This is a genomic window from Ewingella sp. S1.OA.A_B6, from assembly GCF_049889095.1.
Lineage (GTDB): Bacteria > Pseudomonadota > Gammaproteobacteria > Enterobacterales > Enterobacteriaceae > Ewingella.
Genome location: NZ_JBLJFK010000011.1, coordinates 38,467 through 60,596, shown reverse-complemented (window position 1 = coordinate 60,596; position 22,130 = coordinate 38,467). Strand labels below are relative to the sequence as shown.

The 22,130-nt window shown below is 53.6% G+C and carries 18 protein-coding genes; 10 read left to right on the top strand and 8 right to left on the bottom strand.

All coding sequences use genetic code 11. The features are described 5' to 3' along the window. Positions 1-33: 33 nt before the first annotated feature. The 4 genes from ACMV8I_RS17215 to ACMV8I_RS17200 form a co-directional block, all read right to left on the bottom strand. On the bottom strand, positions 34-1,041 hold the full coding sequence (locus tag ACMV8I_RS17215; protein WP_498866424.1) for a substrate-binding domain-containing protein: 1,008 nt from the start codon (positions 1,039-1,041) through the stop codon (positions 34-36). 98 nt (positions 1,042-1,139) lie between these two features. Then, positions 1,140-1,802: an OmpA family lipoprotein gene (locus tag ACMV8I_RS17210; RefSeq protein ID WP_498866423.1), complete on the bottom strand. Its 663-nt coding sequence runs from the start codon at positions 1,800-1,802 to the stop codon at positions 1,140-1,142. A gap of 223 nt (positions 1,803-2,025) precedes the next feature. Beyond that, positions 2,026-2,469: an N-acetyltransferase gene (locus ACMV8I_RS17205; RefSeq protein WP_498866422.1), complete on the bottom strand. Its 444-nt coding sequence runs from the start codon at positions 2,467-2,469 to the stop codon at positions 2,026-2,028. Continuing rightward, positions 2,466-3,035, bottom strand: coding sequence for a DNA-3-methyladenine glycosylase I (locus ACMV8I_RS17200; protein ID WP_498866421.1), 570 nt, complete (start codon positions 3,033-3,035; stop codon positions 2,466-2,468). Before ACMV8I_RS17200 ends, ACMV8I_RS17205 begins: the two co-directional genes overlap by 4 nt. Positions 3,036-3,227: 192 nt before the next feature. On the opposite strand from ACMV8I_RS17200, the gene ACMV8I_RS17195 reads away from it, so the two are divergent. The 8 genes from ACMV8I_RS17195 (at position 3,228) to ACMV8I_RS17160 (ending at position 15,429) form a co-directional block, all read left to right on the top strand. After that, positions 3,228-5,228: an autotransporter outer membrane beta-barrel domain-containing protein gene (locus ACMV8I_RS17195; RefSeq protein ID WP_498866420.1), complete on the top strand. Its 2,001-nt coding sequence runs from the start codon at positions 3,228-3,230 to the stop codon at positions 5,226-5,228. A 154-nt stretch (positions 5,229-5,382) separates the two neighbouring features. Then, positions 5,383-6,297, top strand: a complete 915-nt coding sequence (gene glyQ, locus ACMV8I_RS17190; RefSeq protein WP_104923844.1) for a glycine--tRNA ligase subunit alpha — start codon at positions 5,383-5,385, stop codon at positions 6,295-6,297. A gap of 9 nt (positions 6,298-6,306) precedes the next feature. Next, positions 6,307-8,376 (top strand): glycine--tRNA ligase subunit beta, encoded by a 2,070-nt coding sequence (gene glyS / locus ACMV8I_RS17185; protein ID WP_498866419.1) that lies wholly within the window; start codon positions 6,307-6,309, stop codon positions 8,374-8,376. Positions 8,377-9,170: 794 nt separating this feature from the next. Then, positions 9,171-9,893 carry a DUF3053 domain-containing protein gene (locus ACMV8I_RS17180; protein ID WP_498866418.1) on the top strand — a complete coding sequence of 241 codons (723 nt, stop codon included), beginning with the start codon at positions 9,171-9,173 and terminating at the stop codon, positions 9,891-9,893. A 191-nt stretch (positions 9,894-10,084) separates the two neighbouring features. Further along, positions 10,085-10,876, top strand: a complete 792-nt coding sequence (locus tag ACMV8I_RS17175) for a DsbA family protein (protein ID WP_498866417.1) — start codon at positions 10,085-10,087, stop codon at positions 10,874-10,876. Positions 10,877-11,411: 535 nt separating this feature from the next. Beyond that, entirely contained in the window at positions 11,412-13,325 is a 1,914-nt protein-coding gene (locus ACMV8I_RS17170) for a PTS mannitol transporter subunit IICBA (protein ID WP_498866416.1), read from the top strand. A gap of 260 nt (positions 13,326-13,585) precedes the next feature. Beyond that, positions 13,586-14,734 carry a mannitol-1-phosphate 5-dehydrogenase gene (locus ACMV8I_RS17165; RefSeq protein WP_498866415.1) on the top strand — a complete coding sequence of 383 codons (1,149 nt, stop codon included), beginning with the start codon at positions 13,586-13,588 and terminating at the stop codon, positions 14,732-14,734. A 146-nt stretch (positions 14,735-14,880) separates the two neighbouring features. Continuing rightward, positions 14,881-15,429 carry an MltR family transcriptional regulator gene (locus ACMV8I_RS17160; RefSeq protein WP_498866480.1) on the top strand — a complete coding sequence of 183 codons (549 nt, stop codon included), beginning with the start codon at positions 14,881-14,883 and terminating at the stop codon, positions 15,427-15,429. Positions 15,430-15,432: 3 nt separating this feature from the next. Here ACMV8I_RS17160 and ACMV8I_RS17155 read toward each other — a convergent pair whose 3' ends face one another. Then, positions 15,433-16,041, bottom strand: a complete 609-nt coding sequence (locus ACMV8I_RS17155; RefSeq protein WP_498866414.1) for a LysE family translocator — start codon at positions 16,039-16,041, stop codon at positions 15,433-15,435. Positions 16,042-16,192: 151 nt separating this feature from the next. Here ACMV8I_RS17155 and ACMV8I_RS17150 point away from each other — a divergent pair, with 151 nt between their 5' ends. Both ACMV8I_RS17150 and ACMV8I_RS17145 read left to right on the top strand, forming a co-directional pair. Further along, positions 16,193-17,698, top strand: coding sequence for an aminotransferase-like domain-containing protein (locus ACMV8I_RS17150; RefSeq protein ID WP_498866479.1), 1,506 nt, complete (start codon positions 16,193-16,195; stop codon positions 17,696-17,698). Between the two features lie 64 nt (positions 17,699-17,762). Continuing rightward, positions 17,763-18,125: a YibL family ribosome-associated protein gene (locus tag ACMV8I_RS17145; RefSeq protein WP_498866413.1), complete on the top strand. Its 363-nt coding sequence runs from the start codon at positions 17,763-17,765 to the stop codon at positions 18,123-18,125. 139 nt (positions 18,126-18,264) lie between these two features. Here the strand turns inward: ACMV8I_RS17145 and ACMV8I_RS17140 are convergent, their stop codons facing one another. From ACMV8I_RS17140 to fdhD, 3 genes are all read right to left on the bottom strand, one after another. After that, entirely contained in the window at positions 18,265-20,214 is a 1,950-nt protein-coding gene (locus tag ACMV8I_RS17140; protein ID WP_498866412.1) for a methyl-accepting chemotaxis protein, read from the bottom strand. Between the two features lie 229 nt (positions 20,215-20,443). Continuing rightward, positions 20,444-21,064 carry a superoxide dismutase [Mn] gene (gene sodA, locus ACMV8I_RS17135; protein WP_498866411.1) on the bottom strand — a complete coding sequence of 207 codons (621 nt, stop codon included), beginning with the start codon at positions 21,062-21,064 and terminating at the stop codon, positions 20,444-20,446. 219 nt (positions 21,065-21,283) lie between these two features. Continuing rightward, positions 21,284-22,129 carry a formate dehydrogenase accessory sulfurtransferase FdhD gene (gene fdhD, locus ACMV8I_RS17130; RefSeq protein WP_498866410.1) on the bottom strand — a complete coding sequence of 282 codons (846 nt, stop codon included), beginning with the start codon at positions 22,127-22,129 and terminating at the stop codon, positions 21,284-21,286. Between the last annotated feature and the right edge of the window lies 1 nt (position 22,130).

The following is a 22,130-nucleotide window of genomic DNA, read 5'->3' as shown; positions in this document are numbered from 1 at the left end:
TACAGACGAGATAAATAATCGAAAGAGGAATGATTAGTGTGGAGGATGTGCGGTAACGCCCGCCTGCAGTTCCGGCTGCCACAGCACCTGTAAATGGCTCAAAGGTTCGTTGCGGATCAGCGCCATGGTCATGTCTGCGATTTGCAGGCCAACCGATTCGCGGGTGGCTTGGCGGATGGCGGTGACCGCGACGTCGGGCAGGCTATCAGGAGGTAAACCGTCATAAATAATCAGCGAGATGCCACCGTTGAGCAGCAGCCCGGCGTCGTACAACGCCAGTGCGGCACCCTCGCCGTGCATATTGCAGTCGCAAACAATCGCCGTGGGCGGCAGCGGTAACGCCAGCAGCGCCTGCGTAGCCTGATAACCAGCGCGGCGGCTTGGGCTGACGCTATTCACATACTCCGGGTTAAGCGGCAATCTGTTGGCCACCAGCCCGTCGAGATAGCCCTGATGGCGCTGGCCGATAAAGGATTGCTGATTATTTTCGCCAAGAAACGCGATACGCTGATGGCCCAGTTTAGCGAGATGATCGACCGCCATCTGCATCCCGGCGCGATTATCGAAATCAAACCAGGCGTAATCCTGCGTCAGACAACCGCTGCGCCCGAGTGCCAGAAACGGGAAATTGCGCAGCTGTAAATCCAGCAGACGCGGGTCATTATCTAACGTATGCGCGACCAGCATGGCGTCCACGCGTTTGCTTTCTATCAGCCGTCGCCACGAAAACGTCCCCAGCTCATCCGGCACCAGCAACAGATCGATTTCATGTTTTGCCAGTTCGCGTGTAATACAGCCGACCATTTCGACAAACGCAGAATTACTTAAAGGATGGGAAGTGAAGGGGAAAATCAGCCCAACGGCGTCGATCTTGCCCATTTTCAACCGGCGGGCGAGGGTGTTAGGCCGGTAACCGCGTAAATCCGCCGCTGCCTGTACCCGCGCTTTGGTGTCCGCTGAAACGTCATCGTAACCGTTCAGCGCGCGGCTGACGGTGGTCACAGAGAGACCGAGAACTTTCGCGATAGCTTTCAGAGACATACTGGCATCCGTTACGCAGGGGGGAAGGGCAGAATAACACAGGATGCATGAAAGCGGGGCCATGCGGCGGCCCCGGCGTTATTTTAACTGTGAAGCGATTACTGTAGCGGGCTGAGGGTGATCTCAACGCGGCGGTTTTGCGCTTTGCCTTCTTCGGTGCTGTTGCTGGCAATCGGGTTATCCGGGCCGGCACCGGTGGTGCGCACGCGGCTGCCTGCCACACCCTGAGTGATCAGCGCGCTACCGACGCCGTCGGCACGTTGCTGTGACAGCTTCATGTTGAGCGCTCGTGTACCCGTACTGTCGGTGTAACCGACCACGTTAACTGCCGTTTTCGGATATTCTTTCAGCACCATCGCTACGCCGGTCAGCGTGTTAGCGCCCGCCGGTTTCAACGTGCTGCTGTTGGTGTCGAAGGTCACATTGTTTGGCATATTCAGCACAATATTGTCGCCCTGACGGGTTACGCTGACGCCGGTGCCTTTCATTTTGTCGCGCAGTTTAGATTCCTGCACATCCATGTAATAACCTGCACCGCCGCCCAGTGCGGCACCGGCTGCTGCACCGATCAATGCACCTTTGCCGCGATCCTTTTTGGAAGATGAGAGCATCCCAACGCCCGCACCTAAGGCGGCACCCAGACCTGCGCCAATGCCGGATTTACCCGCTTCGGATTCGCCGGTATAGGGGTTGGTGGTACAAGCTGACAGGCCCATCGTGACGCAAAGTGCGCCTGCAACCACAAGAAGTCGTTTGTTCATCTTATTTCCTTTTTGGATGTTTTCTGTTTCAAGCCGAATCGTTTCCATTATGGCTGCGCCGCACTGGAGTTGTTGCAAATAAAATGGTGTCAAAACATAAAGAAGTGCAACCGGCAGACATCGGCCCTGCGGCGTTCTTGTGCTCTTTATGCGGAATTTCGCGGCGTTAAGCAGTAGGAGAATTCCGGTTATCCATTTTTGTATTTTTACGGGGTTGAGGAACTTATTCAGACAGGGGCTGATGCCAGCGCAGAACCCAGGTAGGAAGAGCGGTTCCGGGATGAACGGTGTCGTTGACCACGAAGAAATCTTCTTTGCGATAGAAAGCCACAGCGCGGTGATTTTGCTGATAAACCTCCAGCAGCAATAGCGGGAAACGCTCTTTGGCTTCTTGCATTAATTGTTGCGCGACCCCCTTGCCGTAGACGCTCTCTTTAACAAACAGCGCACCGATAAATTGCTGGTTCAGCACGCTGATAAAGCCATCGATCTCACCGTCTTCAGCACAGTAAACCCAGGTTCTGGCCTGCGGAAGAAATGTCTCACGCACCATCGACGCACTTTCATACCAGTACGACGCTTCAATAAACGGGTGTGCCGCCAGCGTGCTGCGCAGCCACAACCGCATGATCGCGTCGGTATCGGCAGGTTGCGAAAGTCGGATCATACCGGTTGATTTTTTGGGTGACAGAAACAGTAGGTTTGATGATCGTTCACCAGCCCGGCGGCCTGCATAAATGCATAGCAAATGGTCGAGCCGGTAAATTTAAAACCTTTTTTCTTCAGCGCCTTGGCCATTGCATCAGAGACCGTGGTTTTTGCCGGTACACCTTCGGGTCCCGGCGGATTATTGATGACCGATTGATGCGCAACAAAGCTCCAGATGAAATCAGAGAAATCTTCGCCGGCGGCCTGCATGGCTAAATAAATCTGCGCATTCAGGATGATAGCTTTGATTTTTCCGCGATGACGGACGATCCCGGCATCGAGAACCAGACGTTCTACGTCGTCATCTGTCATTTTAGCGATGCGCACCGGATCGAAATTGTGGAAGTTCTGGCGATAGTTATCGCGTTTTCTCAGGATGGTTAACCACGACAACCCGGCCTGCTGACCCTCGAGGCACAGCATTTCAAACAACTCACGGCCATCTTTGATCGGCACGCCCCATTCTTTATCGTGGTACTCAAGATAAATCGGCTCTTTTGAGACCCAACTGCAACGTATCGTCATTCGATTGTCCTTAATAAGGGAGCTACATGGATGGGATCAGTGTGTGGCTTCTCGGATAACTCTGCAACGTCGTAATTTACAGCCCTCCGACTTGACGCTGGTCGGATCTGAACAATATTTAAATCCATCCATTACGCAATCCTTACGTTTTCCATGGATTAGATCCGCTGATATTTTTGGGACATTACGACAATGACAGATAAGAAAAACGCCGTATTACGTTTGACACAGGGCGCTTTCGCCGTGGCGCTGTGCATTGGTTTACAGGCTCCGGCACAGGCTTACGATCAACTTTATGTGTTCGGCGACAGCCTGAGTGACACCGGCAATATTGGCCGCTGGACCTTTGACAGCAGTTCACATCAGCTTTATGACGAAATACTCGCGCAGAATATTGGAACCACATTAACCCCTTCCTCCCAAGGTGGCCTGAACTATGCTGAAGGCGGTGGCGTGGCTGTGCCGGGGCTTGATTCCGATTACACCACGCAGGATCAGGTGAAGAACTATCTGGTATCGACCGGCGGTAAAGCCGATCCGAACGGGCTTTATATTCACTGGATTGGTGGCAACGATTTAGCGGCAGCTGCGCTCAGCCTTAACCCAATTTCCGCTGTGAAGATTGCCACCAATAGCGCCACACAGGCGGCTTCGCAGGTGAATGACTTACTGAACGCCGGTGCCGGAACCGTTGTGGTGCCGACGGTGCCGAATATCGGGCTGACGCCAGTGTTGATGGAAGGCATTATCCAGGTCGGCCTGCTGCCGGTTCAGCAGCAAGCGTTGGAAGCCGCCTATAAATATTTGAATGCGCAAAATACCCCAAGCGCCGATGCACGTACCGAAGCGATTCATAACGCGCTGAAGGCCTCGACCGCCGCCGGTCTGGACTCTGAACTGGTGCAGGATCTGCTTTCGAAAGGGCTGGCTGCCGCATATGACGCCCTGAAAGTGGTGGCCAGCGGTCTGACCGACACCTACAACACCACCGAGGATATCGCGTTGGCAAAAACCGGCGGCAACATTGTGCGGGTGGACATCAACGGGCTGTTCAACGAAGTGATTGCCGATCCGGGGCTATACGGTTTTGCCAATACTGCGGGTATGGCTTGTCCGGTCGGGACGTCGGCCTCTGAATGTACGTCGAACCTGCCCGGTTTCGACAGCAGTAAATCCTTCTTGTTTGCCGACCATTTCCACCCGACACCGCAGGCGCATGCGCTGATCGCCGAGTATATGCAGTCGGTGATTAACGGTCCGCTTGAGGTAACTGCGCTGAATCGAGGTTCGCTGGCGCTGGCGCGAAATACGCAGGGGTTACTCGACAGCCGCTATCAGCAGTTGCGTTCGCAAGATAATGAATCCGGCACCTTTGGCATGTTTGGCGGGTATGCCGGACAGCGTCTGGACAGCAAAATCAGTCCGTCGCTCGGCGATGGGGATGCCACCACCAACTCGGGCAACATCGGCATGGATTACCAGCTCACCGACCGCTGGATGCTGGGGCTGATGCTTTCCGGTTCAGACGACAAACAGGATCCTACCCATCATTACAGCTATCGCACGCGCGGCTGGATGGCGACGGCTTTTACCGGCATCAAAATCGCCGATAATGGCTGGATCAACGGCGATATCCACTATGGTTCACTTAACTATGACGACATTAACCGCAGCATTACACTCGGGCCAACTACTCGCACCGAGCGCGGCGAAACTGACGGTAAACAGATTGGCGGACGACTTACCGCAGGCTGGGATTTCCCGATCCTGCCCGTGTTGAAAACCGGTCCGGTGGCACAATATAGCTGGGATTACAGCAGCATCGATAGTTATGAAGAGAACGACAATAACAGTACATCAATGCGCTTTGGCGATCAGACATCCCACTCGCAAATCGGCGCACTGGGCTGGCGGCTGAACGCTGAGCTTGGCATCCTCAATCCGTATGCGCAGGTGACCTATGACCGCCAGTTCGGCGACAAAACCTACACCGCGACGGGCGCCATTAAATCCACCCGTACTCGCTTTAGCCGCACCACGGGCGAACAGGACGACGATTGGGTCGACATGACCGTCGGCGCGAACGTACAAATCACCCACAGCATCTCGGCCTTTGCCGCTGTCTCACAAACCACCGGCCTGGATTCCGGTGAGCAAACCTCGTACAACGCTGGGATCAGTGCGCGGTTTTAAACATTATGGGGGCGAAAGCCCCCTTTTACTCCACCCGAAATTAAACACTTTCTCTTCGCTACGCTGGGGTTGCCTGATTCTGGCTGATTATCTTCCGTGCAGCGGGTATACTGGCGCACTCTTTTAAACCCACTTTCTCGCGTGCGAAACCAACATGCAAAAGTTCGATACCAAGACATTTCAGGGCCTGATCCTGACACTGCAAGACTATTGGGCGCAGCAGGGCTGCACCATTGTTCAACCTCTGGATATGGAAGTCGGCGCGGGTACCTCGCACCCGATGACCAGCCTGCGTGCACTCGGCCCAGAGCCTTTTGCGGCAGCCTATGTTCAGCCCTCCCGCCGCCCGACTGACGGTCGCTATGGTGAGAACCCTAACCGTCTGCAACACTATTATCAGTTCCAGGTGATGATCAAACCTTCCCCGGAAAACATTCAGGAGCTGTACCTCGGTTCGCTGAAAGAGCTGGGTCTTGATCCGCTAATCCACGATATTCGCTTCGTTGAAGACAACTGGGAAAACCCGACGCTGGGCGCCTGGGGTCTTGGCTGGGAAGTGTGGCTGAACGGTATGGAAGTGACGCAGTTCACTTACTTCCAGCAGGTCGGTGGCCTGGAATGTAAGCCCGTGACCGGTGAGATCACCTACGGTCTTGAGCGTCTGGCGATGTACATCCAGAGCGTAGACAGCGTTTACGATTTGGTCTGGAGCGACGGTCCGCTGGGTAAAACGACTTACGGTGACGTGTTCCATCAGAACGAAGTGGAGCAATCCACTTATAACTTCGAATACGCCGACGTCGATTTCCTGTTCTCCTGCTTCGAACAGCACGAGAAAGAAGCACAAACCCTGCTGGCGCTCGAAAAGCCTCTGGCATTGCCGGCGTACGAGCGCATTTTGAAAGCAGCACATTGCTTCAACCTGCTGGACGCGCGCAAAGCGATCTCCGTGACTGAACGTCAGCGCTACATTTTGCGCATCCGTACCCTGACTAAAGCGGTAGCTGAAGCGTATTACGCTTCCCGCGAAGTTCTGGGCTTCCCGATGTGCAAAAAGAACGAGAAGTGAGAAACAGTGATGACCGAAAAAACATTTCTGGTAGAAATTGGCACCGAAGAGCTGCCACCGAAAGCGCTGCGCAGCCTTGCTGAATCTTTTGCCGCTAACCTGACTGCCGAGCTGGATGCGGCAAACTTGCCACACGGCGACGTCAAATGGTTTGCAGCACCGCGCCGTCTGGCGCTGAAAGTTTCTGCTCTGCATGAATCACAGGCCGATCGCGAAGTTGAAAAACGCGGCCCGGCTGTTTCTCAGGCGTTCGATGCCGAAGGCAAACCAAGCAAAGCCGCGGAAGGCTGGGCTCGCGGTTGCGGCATCACCGTGGATCAGGCTGACCGTCTGGTTACCGACAAAGGTGAATGGCTGGTTTACCGTGCGCACGTCAAAGGCGAAAGCGCGCAGCATCTGCTGGCGCCGATGGTGGCCACCTCGCTCGCCAAACTGCCTATTCCTAAACTGATGCGCTGGGGCGATTCCGACGTGCAGTTTGTGCGTCCGGTTCACACCGTCACGCTGCTGCTGGGCGATGAGCTGATTCCGGCGAAAATCCTCGGTATCGATTCTGCCCGTACTATTCGCGGCCACCGCTTCATGGGCGAGCCGGAATTCACCCTCGACAACGCTGATCAGTATCCGCAAATTTTGCTCGAGCGCGGCAAAGTCATCGCTGATTACGAGCAGCGCAAAGCCATCATCAAACGTGATGCCGAGAAAGCAGCGAAAGAGATTGGTGGTATCGCCGATCTGAGCGAAAGTCTGCTGGAGGAAGTCACCTCGCTGGTGGAGTGGCCGGTGGTGCTGACCGCGAAATTCGAAGAGAAATTCCTGACCGTTCCTGCCGAAGCGCTGGTTTACACCATGAAAGGCGACCAGAAGTATTTCCCGGTGTACGACACTGCGGGCAAACTTCTGCCGAACTTTATCTTCGTCACCAACATCGAGTCGAAAGATCCGCAGCAAATCATTTCCGGTAACGAGAAAGTGGTGCGTCCGCGTCTGGCCGATGCGGAGTTCTTCTTCAATACCGATTTGAAAAAGCGTCTCGAAGACCATTTGCCGCGCCTGGCTACCGTGATGTTCCAGAAACAGCTCGGTACGCTGCGTGATAAAACCGACCGTATCGAAGCGCTGTCTGGCTGGATCGCCGATAAAATCGGTGCCAACGTTGAGAACGCAAAACGTGCTGGTCTGCTGTCAAAATGCGATCTGATGACCAACATGGTCTTCGAGTTCACTGATACGCAGGGCGTGATGGGCATGCACTATGCACGTCACGACGGCGAAGCGGAAGAAGTCGCGGTTGCGCTGAACGAGCAGTATCAGCCACGCTTTGCGGGCGACGCGTTACCGGCTTCCCCGGTAGCCTGTGCGCTGGCCATCGCTGATAAGATGGACACGCTGGCCGGTATTTTCGGCATCGGCCAACATCCGAAAGGCGATAAAGATCCGTTTGCACTGCGCCGTGCTGCGCTCGGCGTGTTGCGCATCATCGTTGAGAAAAACCTGTCACTCGATTTGCAAACCCTGACCGAAGAAGCGGTGCGCCTGTACGGCGACAAGCTGACTAACGCCAAGGTTGTGGATGATGTGGTTGATTTCATGCTCGGTCGTTTCCGCGCCTGGTATCAGGAAGAGGGCCACGCGGTTGACACTATTCAGGCGGTGCTGGCGCGTCGTCCGACTAAACCGGCTGACTTCGACGCCCGAGTGAAAGCGGTCAGTTATTTCCGCACGCTGGATGAAGCTGCCACGCTGGCTGCTGCCAACAAACGTGTTTCCAACATTCTGGCGAAATCGACGGATACGCTGCTGGAGAATGTTAGCGCCTCGGTGCTGAAAGAACCTGCTGAGCTGAAACTGGCAACCCATCTGGTGGTTCTGCGCGACAAGCTGGAGCCGCTGTTCGCTGCCGGTCAGTATAAAGAAGCGCTGGTTGAACTGGCTGCACTGCGCGCAACCGTGGACGGCTTCTTCGACACCGTCATGGTGATGGATGAGAATGAGGCGGTTCGAGTGAACCGATTAACACTTCTCTCCAAGCTGAGGGCGTTGTTCCTGCAAGTCGCGGATATTTCGCTGCTTCAGTAAGCAGGGGACTTTTCAGCTTTATTAACGCTGAAGCAAAATATTGAGCGGGGCCAGATTGCGATCTGTCCTCGCTTTTTTGTTTTTAATTTCAAATTCAAATTCAAATTCAAATTCAAATTCAAATTCAAATTCAAGGTCGTGGGCGTCGGCCCACACCGACCAAAGGGCGGCCAGTCGCCGCCGCCCTTTGGAATCCCGGGCTTTTTAAAAACAGCAGCTACGCAGGTCACAATGGCCGTGTTTCAGGTATTTCTGTTATAGCCGCGAAACCCCGCCGCGTTGCGGTTCCTTCTCTTCGGGTTACAACCCGCGCAAACTAACTCGCGGTTTTCCACCTCTCGTTCAGCGGCGTTTCTGAACGCGGCACACTGATTTTTACACCGAACACTTTCTTTTGACCTACATAGCCAGTAGACCGCATTCGAAAATGACGCTGAGCAAGTGGTTCGAGACCTAAGGCTCGAAACCCGCAGCGAAGGAACTGCCTAAGCAGCGGCATTTTTGCGGCTATCGCTTTGGCATCTGAAACATGGCCATCCCGATTCAGCGAAGCGCGCAGTTAAAAAAGCTCGGATTGTTAAGGCCCGAGCGACTGCGGGCCTTAACGCGGGTTTGGGCGGCAGCCCAAGGTCTTGCCCTTGAATTTTAATTTCAATTTGAATTTAAAAATTTTCCACGCTTTTTTAAAAAGCGTTCTCTCCCCAGATGTTCTATCCTATAACCCGCATGGAATGCACAAATCGGCAGGGAACTGGCCGGTAAAAAAAGAACATCGAAATCAGGAGTCAGGACTCATGGCTGTAGGGATCAGAAGCAGGGCATTCGCGCGCTGGCTGGCGCCGCTTGTGGCATTACTGGTCGTGTTTCAACTCACGGCATGTGGCGATAAAGAGCCGGAGCAACGCAAAGCCTTTATCGACTATTTGCAAAACACCGTAATGCGCAGTGGGCAGAACCTGCCATCACTGAGTGAAGATCAGAAACAGAAGTTTGGTAATTACGCTAATGACTACGGCATAATCCTGTCGTATTCACGCCAGATGAAGCAGGCAGTAGAAGGTAGTCTGGTTCCTGCGGTTAGCGGCATTGGGCAGATCCGTACACCGCAAGACTACATGACACAGCGTACTGAGCTGCAACAGTCGGTGGGTTCATTGAATCTGCTGAGTGCGCAAATTCGCGATTCTAAGAACAAGGCTGACACCGCCATGGCTGCTCTCAAGCAACCTGACGATCTTAAAGCCGTTTACGCGCAGGTTTACTCCAGCGTAGTGACCGAGCCTGCGAACGTGCTGACTCCGTTGGTACCGGCGCTGACCAGCTTCACACAGGACATCATCGCCGTTGGCGATTATCTGCAACAGCAGGGTGCACAAGTGGCTTTTGCTAACGGTGGCGTGCAGTTCCCGACGCAACAACAGGCAATGCAATACAACACCATGATGTCGAATCTGGTGGGTAAACAGCAGACCTTGCTCAGCGCGCAGAAAGTGGCGCAGGGCGATTTTAGCCATTAGTATTTAATTATCGGATTTATAATTTAAATAGAGCCGCGCTTTAATCAGCGTGGCTTTTTTATGGTGCAAGCCGCCATTTTGCACCAAAGGTTTATAAAAATTCACAATTTTTGCCTGCAAAGGCGATGGAATTGCTCTATTTTTTCAGCAACTTTATATGTTCCCGCTTTCTGTTAATTAAGGATTTACTGATGAAACGTCTGACGATGACTTTGCTGGCTGCGCTGATTATGGCACCGACAATCACTATGGCCGCTGACAGCGCCTCCGCTGATTTCACTCCAGCCCAGCAGGCAGCTATTGGTAAAATCGCATCCGATTACTTGCTTGCACATCCTGAAATTTTAGTACAAGTCAGCCAGAAATTGCAGGCTCAGCAGGCGGATCAACAGCAGCAGCAAACGCAGGCAGCGGTGCTGGATAATGCCAAAGCGCTGGTCAGCGACCCGGCAACCCCAAGCTATGGCCCGAAAGATGCCAAAGTCGCGTTCGTCGAATTCTTCGATTACCAGTGCCTCTACTGTAGCCGCATGGCACCGCTGGTTGAGCAAACCGTAAAGGCTAATCCGAACGTGCGTTTCGTCTTCAAAGAATGGCCAATCTTCGGTGACCGCTGGAAAGAGTCCATCACCGCCGCTGAAACCGGTATGGCTGTATGGAAAGAGAAAGGCGATCAGGCCTATTTCGACTACCACAACAGTATTTACCGCACTGGCCATGACGAAGGCAAACTGACTAACGCAGACATCACCGGTGCCGTGAAAGCTGCCAAAGCCGCAGCCCCCACCGCAGCCGAGTTGAAAGCTACCCATCAAGCCCTTGCTTCCAATGATCAACTGGCGCGCACTTTAGGCTTTAGCGGCACGCCGGGCTTTATCGTCATGCCGACCTCTGGGGCTAGCGCAGAAAATACGACTGTTCTGCCGGGCGCTGTCTCTGCGGAAGATTTGCAGGCCGCCATTGTGAAGGCGCAGGGCAAATAATTCCGGCTATTATCTAAGGCATCGCCCATACGATGCCTATTACTGTTCTGTTCGCTCCTCCCGTTTTATGACTTCATCACCTGCAGTTCTCGTTAATTAACTTCACTGTCAACCTGCTTATGCGTGCCAGAAACACATCTGAATGTTTTTTGAGCTGAATTTCAACGTGGAGCTGGAAATACTTTGTGACGGACGTCACATTTTAATAACAATGCTTTACCAGAAAATAGTGATGCTCATCACATTTTAATTATGGTTGCGTGCGTTTTTTGAGCGCATTGATTGGTTTTTAGGTCAATTTTGTGATCTACATCACCAGAAATGGATGTGTGGTGGGGTGTTGGAGGTGATCTTGCTCACATCTCGCGCTCTGGCTGCGCGGTGTCATAATCACGTGGTAGAGTCCGCCTCGCAGACAGCAATTCGACGGACGGATTTTTAAAGCAGTGGCACAAAGATCCGTATTAACCGTCACCGATAATTAACAGATATAACGCGCTCTTATTGTTAGCGCGTATCAATAGGGGTGCGTTTTATGCTTTCACCAAACGTTAAGGTCGGAGTTCAAAACTTTGGCCGTTTCCTGAGTAATATGGTGATGCCTAACATCGGGGCATTCATTGCCTGGGGTATCATTACTGCGTTGTTCATTCCTACCGGCTGGATCCCTAATGCAACATTAGCGAAACTGGTCGGCCCGATGATCACTTATCTCCTGCCACTACTGATCGGTTTCACCGGTGGTCGTCTGGTTGCTGGCGATCGCGGTGGTGTAGTCGGCGCAATCACGGTAATGGGTGTGATTGTCGGTACTGATATGCCGATGTTCCTCGGCGCGATGATTGGTGGCCCACTGGGCGGCTGGTGTATCAAACGCTTTGACCGTTGGGTTGACGGTAAAATCAAAAGCGGCTTCGAGATGCTGGTTAACAACTTCTCAGCCGGTATCATCGGTATGCTGTTGGCAATTCTGGCCTTCCTGGCAATCGGCCCGTTGGTAGAAGCCTTATCTAAAGGGCTGGCCGCTGGCGTACACATCATGGTTATTCATAACCTGCTGCCGCTGGCCTCTATCTTTGTTGAACCGGCGAAAATCCTGTTCCTCAATAACGCCATCAACCACGGGATCTTCTCTCCGCTGGGTATCCAGCAGGCAACGGAAACCGGTAAGTCCATCTTCTTCCTGATCGAAGCGAACCCAGGTCCGGGTATGGGCGTTCTGATGGCCTATATGTTCTTCGGTCGTGGCAGTGCCAAGCAGTCTGCGGGCGGTGCGGCAATCATTCATTTCTTCGGTGGTATCCACGAAATTTACTTCCCATACGTGCTGATGAATCCACGCCTTTTACTGGCTGTGATTCTGGGCGGTATGACTGGCGTATTCACGCTGACCGTACTCAACGGGGGTCTGGTATCTCCGGCTTCTCCGGGGTCCATCCTGGCCGTACTGGCGATGACGCCAAAAGGTGCTTACTTCGCCAACATTGCTGCTATCGTGGCGGCGTTCGCGGTCTCTTTCGTGGTCTCTGCATTCTTGCTGAAAACCACCAAAGCGAAAGAAGGCGACGATCTGGACGACGCAACCCGTCGCATGCAGGATATGAAAGCCGAATCTAAAGGTGGAAAAACGTCTGCCGCTGGCGTGGCGGGCGACCTGTCTACTGTCCGTAAAATTATCGTAGCCTGTGATGCTGGCATGGGTTCCAGTGCCATGGGTGCCGGTGTGCTGCGCAAGAAAGTGCAGGATGCGGGTCTGACCATCATCAGCGTCACCAACAGCGCCATCAACAGCCTGCCGGACGACGTGGATCTGGTTATCACTCACCGTGATTTGACCGAACGTGCAATGCGTCAGGTGCCACATGCGCAACACATCTCGCTCACCAACTTCCTCGACAGTGGCCTGTATACTGACCTGACTGCCCGTCTGGTTGCGGTGAATAAAACCAGCCAGTACAAAGAGAAAGTGAATACCACGCTGAGCGACAGCTTGGTATCAGAGCAGGAAAACGAAAACCTGTTCCGCCTGAGCGAAGCTAATATCTTCCTCGGCCTGCAGGCAACCAGCAAAGAACAAGCCATCCGTTTTGCCGGTGAGCAACTGGTAAAAGGCGGTTATGTACAACCTGAATATGTTGAAGCAATGCTGGCCCGCGAACAGCTGACTTCTACCTACCTGGGTGAATCTATTGCTGTGCCACACGGTACCATTGAAGCCAAAGATCGCGTACTGAAGACCGGTATCGTATTCTGCCAGTATCCGGCGGGCATTCACTGGGGTGAAGATGAAGATGACTCAGCCCGTCTGGTTATTGGTATCGCGGCGCGTAATAATGAGCACATCAACGTGATCACTAAATTGACCACGGCGTTGGACGAAGAGGGTGTGATTGAACGCCTGGCGAACACCACCAGCGTTGAAGAAGTTCTGAGTATTCTTCGCGGTTAATTAATGATTCGGAGCCGGAAGGCTCCTGATCATTACCCAAAATTATTGAAGTTGCAGCAAGGCGGCAAACGAGGGAGTCCCGACGAGCTGACATAGGTCAGTGATTCGGGTGAACGAGAGCTGCTAACGCCGCTGCGGCTTCAAGTATGAAGGGAACTAGAGCGTCACTCAGCGGGTCTTACGAGACCCGCTTGTTGATTCGGAGCCGGGCGGCTCCCCAGCTTTATCTCAATAATGATCTTCGATTTGAAGGAAATATGATGAAAGCATTACATTTTGGCGCAGGTAACATTGGCCGCGGTTTCATCGGTAAATTACTGGCCGATGCCGGCGTTGAGCTGACCTTTGCTGACGTCAGCCCGGTGTTACTCGACGCACTGAACAGTCGCCAGAGTTATGATGTACACGTTGTCGGTGAGCAGGCGAGCGTTGAGCCTGTCAAAAATGTTAATGCTGTCAACAGTGCCGGTCAGGATGCTATTAATCTGATTGCTGACGTTGATTTAGTGACCACCGCCGTTGGCCCGACCGTGTTGGAAAAAATTGCACCGAACGTCGCCAAAGGTCTGGTTCTGCGTCATCAGCAGGGTAATGAATCCCCGCTCAATATCATCGCCTGTGAAAACATGGTGCGCGGTACCAGCCAGTTCAAACAGCACGTATTCAACGCACTGCCGGAGGATGAGAAAGTCTGGGTTGAAGCCCACGTCGGTTTCGTTGACTCTGCGGTTGACCGCATTGTGCCGCCGGCGGCTGCCGGGACCACCGATCCGCTGGAAGTCACCGTTGAAACCTTCAGCGAGTGGATTGTCGATCAGACTCAGTTTAAAGGTTCGTTGCCGGCAATCGCGGGTATGGAACCGACAGACAATCTGATGGCCTTCGTTGAGCGCAAACTCTTTACGCTCAACACCGGCCATGCCATTACCGCGTATCTCGGTCAGCAGGCCGGTCACGCAACCATCCGGGACGCGATTCTGGACGAGAAAGTCCGTCTGGTGGTGCGCGGCGCGATGGAAGAGAGTGGTCAGGTGCTGATCAACCGTTACGGTTTCGACCCGGAAAAACACTTCGCTTATATCGAAAAAATCATCTCACGTTTTGAAAATCCTTACCTGCATGATGATGTTGAACGCGTTGGCCGCCAACCGCTGCGCAAACTCAGTGCGGGCGATCGTTTGATCAAACCTCTGCTCGGCACGCTGGAATATCGCCTGCCACACAACAATCTGGTGATCGGTATCGCCGCTGCTATGCATTACCGCAGTGATGAAGATCAGCAGGCAAAAGAGTGGGGAGCTCTGCTGGCGAAACTGGGACCAAAAGCCGCGCTGGCGCAGGTGTCAGGTCTGCCGGAGGACGGTGAAGTTGTCGCTCAGGCCGTCAGCATCTACGAGAAAATGCACTAAATAATACCCAAGCCAATACCAGGTAAACCAGGCGGTATCAGGCAGCAATTTCTGCCCGATACCTGCTTTTCACGGATGATAGCAGAGGCGTTATGGACACACCTGAAGCCGTAATCCATGACGCGATTCTCAAAGTAAGTAACTCGATGGAAAAAGCACAGGCGTTTGAAAACCGGGTACTGGAGAAGCTGAACGCAGGGAAAACTGTGCGCAGCTTTCTAATGACGGCCGTGGAATTGCTGGCGGAAGCACTGGATATTCTGGTGGTGCAGGTATTTCGTAAAGACGATTACGCCGTCAAATATGCCGTTGAACCTTTGCTGAACGGGAGTGGCCCACTGGGCGATTTAACCGTACGTCTGAAACTGATTTACGCGCTCGGCGTGATCAGCCGTCATGAATATGAAGATGCTGAACTGCTGATGGCTCTACGTGAAGAGCTGAATTACGACGGTGAAGATTACCGCTTCACCGATGACGAGATCCTCGGCCCTTTTGGTGAGCTGCATTGCGTGACTGAGCTGCCTCCAGCGCCAACCTTCCTCAAGCCCGGCGAAGCCGACGAATCGCTTATCGTCATGCAGCGCCAGCGTTATCAGCAAATCGTCCGTTCCACCATGGTACTTTCAGTCACCGGTTTGCTTGCACACATCAGTAATCAGCAGCCGTCACGTTTATCACCGGTTCAGCGCTGATGCCTACTGCAGCGCATGACGCACTTCGCCAACCAGCAGCCACAGTGCGGTGAGCGCCATCATGCCGCCCATGATCGTATTGAACAGTTTCAGCTTCCACTCAACACGTAACGCCTGACGTAACCTGTCCCCCATCAACACCCACACCAGAATGCACGGAAGGTTGATCAGCGCGAAACCGACGCAAATCAGCAGTGTGTGATGCAGCATATTGCCGTTCGGTGGCGTAAACAGAATGGCCACGTTGGTCGCCATTAGCCACGCTTTTGGGTTGATCGCCTGAAACAGCGCACCGCCGACCAAATTCATCGGCTGCTGTGTCTCGCCTTCTTTCGGTGTGCCGGAACGGTAGATTTTCCACGACAGCCAAAACAGATACGTGCAGCCCACCACCGCCATCGGCAGACGCACCGCGTTCATCCAACTGAGTAAAATCGCCAGCATCGAGGTCATCAGCGCGCACTGCACGACGCAGCCGAGCGTGATCCCCAGCATCATCGGCACGCTGCGGCGCAGTCCGAAATTGACACCCGATGCGGCCAGTAGCAAATTGTTCGGGCCTGGCGTAATCGACATCACGGTGACGTAACTGACAAAAGCGGTATCCAGCATTTCTATTCCTTGGTATCTAAAGTCTGTCCACACAGAGTAAGCAGTCAGAGGATTAGGTAACAGAACCAAAAATACGCTATTGTCATGGTTACAGTTGAATGAAAAATAAACTGTACCTATCCACTTTTGCGGAACTGACACCATGGCCGATATGCTGACCTCGCTCACCGACATTGCTAACGATACGCGCTATAACCAGCTGGCCGATAATCTGGCCGAAGCCATTCGGCGTGGCACATTGCCTGCGGGCAGCCGCTTGCCGTCAGTGCGGCGCAGCGCCCAAACCCATGCTGTCAGCATCAATACCGTGGTGGCGGCTTACCGGCGTCTGGAAGATCGCGGACTTATCGAAGCCCGGCCACAATCAGGTTTCTATGTGCGTACCGCGCTACCGGCGCTGGAGGTTCGTCATCTACCCCATGCGCCTGCCGCAGAACCGGCTGGCGACGTTCTGGATCTCATCGATACCGTGTTTGCTGCACAAATTAATCCGGCCTATACCAATCTTTCGCTGGCCTGCCCGCAGGCTAATGATTTCTACCCCGGTGCCAAACTGGGCCGCATCATGGCGTCGTTGCTGCGTCGTCAGCCGCATATCATCGGCCAGTACGCACTGCCGCCGGGAAATCTTGCGCTGCGCCAGCAGATTGCCCGCCGCTCTTTGGGGCTGGGTATGATGCTTGAAGCGGGGGACATCACCCTGACGCATGGCTGTATGGAAGCCCTGCAACTGGCGCTGCGGGTGACGACCAATCCAGGCGACAGCGTGGGGCTGGAGACGCCAACGTACTTTTATCTGCTGCCGTTGCTGGCCAGTCTGGGGCTAAAGGCGGTGGAAATCCCCACCGATCCGCAGACCGGTATCTCGCTGGACGCGCTGGAGTTGATGCTTAATGAAAAGCGCCTGAATGCGGTGATTGCCATGCCTACGGCGCAGAATCCGCTGGGCTTTACCATGCCGCTGGCAGCGAAAAAACGGCTGGCCCAGCTGATGAACGATCATCAGGTGCCACTGATTGAAGATGGCCTTTACGCTGAGATCCAATTTAGCGACGCACTCTCCCCGGCGGTAAAATCTTTCGACCGAAACGGTTGGGTGCTGTTTTGCACCAGCTTCACCAAAACACTGGCACCGGATTTTCGTATTGGCTGGATAGCCGGTGGCCGTTTTGCAGAGAAGCTGCGCAAGCTGAAGGCGATGTCCTCGATGTCGGAGTCTTTTTTGCTGTCGCAAACGCTGGCGGTGTTTCTTGAATCCGGCGGCTACGACCACCATCTGCGGGCCCTGCGCCGTCGCTACGCCGCGCAGGTCGATGAAGCACGGGCGCTGATCGCCCGCTATTTTCCTCAGGGTACCCGTGCGACGCAGCCGATGGGCGGCTTTGTTTTCTGGGTGGACTTTCCTGCCGCCGTTGACACCGTGGTGCTGTTCCAACAGTTGCTGGATGAGAAAATCTGCATGACGCCGGGCACGCTTTATTCGCCGAGCGGGCGCTACCGCAATGGCCTGCGACTGTCGTGCTGTTATCCTTTTAATGCCCGCTATACCGCCGCGTTGGCACGTCTTGGGCAGCGTGCCTGTGAAATGAGCGGACTGCCGCCGGGATTGGCAATAACAACGGCTGACGTGCTGGCTGATGAAACGCGGACTTCCTGATACACTAGACGCTATTATCTTGAGCAACATCGTGCCGACGCGGCACGCACGGGTCGAAAACACTATGAAAGAAATCGAAAAAACTGAAATTAAACGCCTTAGCGACAGGCTGGACGCACTGAATCACAAAGATGCCACTGTTATCCAGCAGGGCAATTCTGAACTGATTTCCAGGCATGAAGACGAAAAAGAGAAACTGGCTGCTGAAATCGCCCGTCTGAAAGACGTGCGTGTCGTCAAGCTGAGTGCGGAAGCGCAGAAGCTGGCAACGCTGCCGCACAGCCGTGAAATTACTAAAAAAGAGCAGGCCGATATGGGCACGCTGAAGAAAGTTGTGCGCGGTATCGTGGTGGTTCACCCGATGACGGCGTTGGGCCGTGAAATGGGCTTGAAAGTAGTAACCGGTTACGCTAAAAAAGCGTTCTGATGTGTTAACGGCCAGCCCTTCGCAGGGCTGGCCGTTAACTTTATCTCTCTCTGAACCCAAGACTTCCCCGAACCCAACACCCTTCTTCCGAAATCCTCGATGTTGCGGTTCACCCGTCGTATCTCAGGTTATCTGCGCCCTAAAATGTCTCCCAGTTTCCTTGCTCTGTGCCGACTGTGCGAGGCGCTGCAGCAAGAAGTTTAGCTGGCGCCGCACGCTTAACATCAGACGTAACGAAATTGTCATTCTCTGACAGCTTGAATACAGACACTGCATTGGTCAGCACGCGGGATTGATCTTCCAGCGAATCTGCCGCTGCGGACGATTGTTCTACCAGTGCGGCGTTCTGTTGGGTGGTGCTGTCCATTTCAACAATGGCCAGAGATATTTGCGCGATCCCACGGCTTTGTTCATCGGATGCCGACGCAATTTCTCCCATGATGTCGCGCACGTGAGTTACCGACTGTACGATGTCCTGCATGGTGCGGCCGGTATTTTCGACCAGTTTGGCTCCGGTGTTTACGCGCTCAACTGACTCTGCGATCAGCCCTTCGATCTCTTTGGCTGCCTGCGCGCTGCGCTGCGCCAGTGATCGCACTTCGGAGGCCACGACGGAGAATCCACGGCCCTGTTCGCCTGCTCGTGCGGCCTCTACTGCGGCGTTGAGCGCCAAAATATTGGTCTGGAAGGCGATACCGTTGATCACTGAGGTAATTTCGGCAATACGCTTTGAGCTGCCAGAAATTTGCTGCATGGTGACGACCACATCACTAACCTGCTTGCCACCGAGCGTCGCCGTTTGCGAGGCTTCCGACGCCAGCTTGCTGGCATGGTGGGCATTCTCGGCATTCTGTTTCACGGTTGAACTCAACTGCTCCATGCTGGCGGCGGTCTCTTCGACAGCGGCTGCCTGTTGCTCGGTTCGTGAGGACAAATCCGTGTTCCCCGCCGCAATTTCGGCAGCAGCGTGGGACACCTGGCCAACTCCCATGCGGATTTCGCCAATCATATTGCGCAGATTCTGGCTCATCCCGGCCACCGCATTCATCAGCATGCCCAGCTCATCGCGACGCGGTGTAGACTGCGCCGCCGTCAGGTCACCTTTGGCAATCAGCTCAGCCGTCGCCAGCGTAGCGCGCAGCGGATGAGTGATTTGACGGGTAATGCGCCAGGCGATCAGTGCACCGATAAACAGCGCTATCAGGGCAATTATCACCATCATTAACAGCGCCTTACTGATATCCTGATGCGTGCTATCCAGCTCGTGTTTAAATATTTTGCTGACCAGTGCGGACATTTCAGTCGCTTTTACCGACAACACCTGTGAATTCTGTTGTTCACGCTGGTAAGCGGGCATATAGGCGACAACGTGGGTTTTGTAGGTTGCCAGCGCGGACATCAGCGGTGCCAGCGTTTCCTGCTGGTTAGGCAGTAACAGGGCGTTAAGATTTTTAGCATTGGTTTGGGTGTCATCAATGGCTTTCAGCAGTGTGCTTTCGGATTCCTTATCCATATTTAGCAATAGGCCGCGCACGTAATAACGTACGCTGATCAATTTCTGAACCACTTGGGCTAACGAAAGGCGGATGACTGGATCGGCATCTTCTACCCGCAGTTGTTCCTGCAGACGTTTGACTACATCTTCTGTTTCCGACAGATTCCAGCTTTTGCGCACGGCGTCTTTTTCAGCCACCGCTTTTTTAAACGCTTCCTGGGCCTGGTCGTACTCTTTTATCTTTACCGGAACTTGATCGAGATTGGCCTGGCTTTGTGCGTCCCAAACCAGCCGGCCTTTCGACGAATCGATGAGCTTTTGCAATTCAGCGATGATGAGCTGATTTTTAGCCAGATAGTCAGGGTTGTAATTGAGCTGATATAACGTGCGGCTGAGGCGAGCTTCATTCAGTAACGTATTCATTTGGTTACTGAAATCCACTTTTTCGGCCCGATTGCTAATATCTTTGAACTTCACCATACCCACAATGGCGATCACCACGGCGATGGCCAGCACCAAACCAAAACCCAATCCAAGTTTGGTACCGACTTTTAGGTTTTCAATGCGTTGTGACAGACCTGTTCTATTTCCCATAACGGTTCTCCACCGATGTCCTTGCTTATTGAATTGTATTTTTCGTGAAGCCTCGTTGAAGGCATATCGGAAGAACTTAAGAGAAACTTTAGGGAAAAAAAGGACTTATTTAAGAACTGCGAACGGAGTCTGGTATTGGAATAAATAGACGGCGGGATTAGGACATAAAAAAGGCGGGGAAGGCCCCGCCATGGTGCGAACTAGTAACCCGGTTAAGGGCGGCGCGAAATTACTTCGCTTCGGCCAGACGTTTTGCTGCTTCGTCCCAGTTCACTACAGCCCAGAACGCTTTAATGTAATCAGGGCGTTTGTTCTGATATTTCAGGTAATAAGCGTGTTCCCACACGTCCAGACCCAGCAGTGGGTAACCGGAAACGCCAGAAACGGCTTCGCCCATCAACGGGCTGTCTTGGTTAGCCGTAGAAACGACCGCCAGTTTGCCGTCTTTCAGCACCAGCCACGCCCAGCCTGAGCCGAAACGAGTGGTAGCTGCTTTTTCGAAGGTTTCTTTGAACGCGTCAACGCTGCCAAAGTCGCGTTCAATCGCCGCTTTCAGGTCGCCCTGCAAGGTTGTGCCGGTTTTCAGGCCTTTCCAGAACAGGCTGTGGTTGGCATGGCCGCCTGCGTTATTACGCAGCGCAACTTTCTTGTCTGCTGGCACTTTATCGAGGTTAGCGATCAGCTCTTCAACGGACAGTTTTGCCAGTTCTGGCAGACTTTCCAGTGCAGCGTTAGCATTGTTAACGTAGGCCTGGTGATGTTTAGAGTGATGGATTTCCATCGTCTCTTTATCGAAATGCGGTTCGAGTGCGTCGTATGCGTAAGGCAGTGATGGCAGTGAATAACTCATGTTCATCGTCTCCATAGTGTAGGGCGGCACTATCTGATGTAAGTACCGCGTAATCAGTCGGATCATTATAGTTAATTAAATGATATTGAAAATGATTATCTATGCTCCGCACTTTGTGCGGGTATACGTAAGGTACTGTTATACAGGCCTTAGAGTGAGTTTAACTAAAGCTTGTTGCAAACGGTCTAAGGTGCGATTCGGACCATTCTGCCGAGATCTTTATTGTTTCAGTCTCCGCTCATGCGTATACACCGTGGCCCGGCCCGGTTTGCTGAAACCGACCAGGGTAAGGTTACAGCCTTTGGCGACATCGACGGCCAGCGTAGTGGCGGCGGAAACGGCGAACAGAATTTCGACACCGCACATGGCGGCTTTTTGCACCATTTCATAGCTGGCCCGGCTGGATACCAGCACGGCGCCTGCTTGCCACTCTGGTTTTTTCGCTCGCTGGCCGAGAATTTTATCCAGCGCCACGTGCCGGCCGACGTCTTCACAGCCACCAAGCAGCGCACCTCGTGGGCTTAGCCAGGCACCGGCGTGGGTGCAGCCGGTCAGTTGGCCGATGGTCTGCACCGATTTCAACTGATGCAACGCGCTATCCAGATGGTCTAAATCAAAGGTTTGAGTAAACGGCAGCGGGGCGAGCGGGCGGAAGAGATCGCCAAGTTGCTCAATGCCACAGACGCCACAGCCGGTGCGGCCAACCATCGCGCGGCGACGCTCTTTCAGCCCGGCGAAGCGGCGGCTTGATAACTCAATGTTAACTTCTATGCCGTTGCAGTTAGATGACACATCTATTGCGTAAATATCTGCGACCGAATCGATAATCCCTTCTGAAAGCGAAAACCCCAACGCGAAGGCGTCGAGATCTTTCGGCGATGCCATCATCACCACATGTGATATGCCGTTGTAGACCAGCGCGACGGGCACTTCCTCGGCGATCCAATCATCCTGCGGCGCATCGAGATGTCCGCGCTGCATCACCTTTTTGCAGGTAGCTCCGATGATCTGTGTCACTTTTTGGTCATCTTTTTCGTCAAATTCGTTTACGAGATGGACATCCATT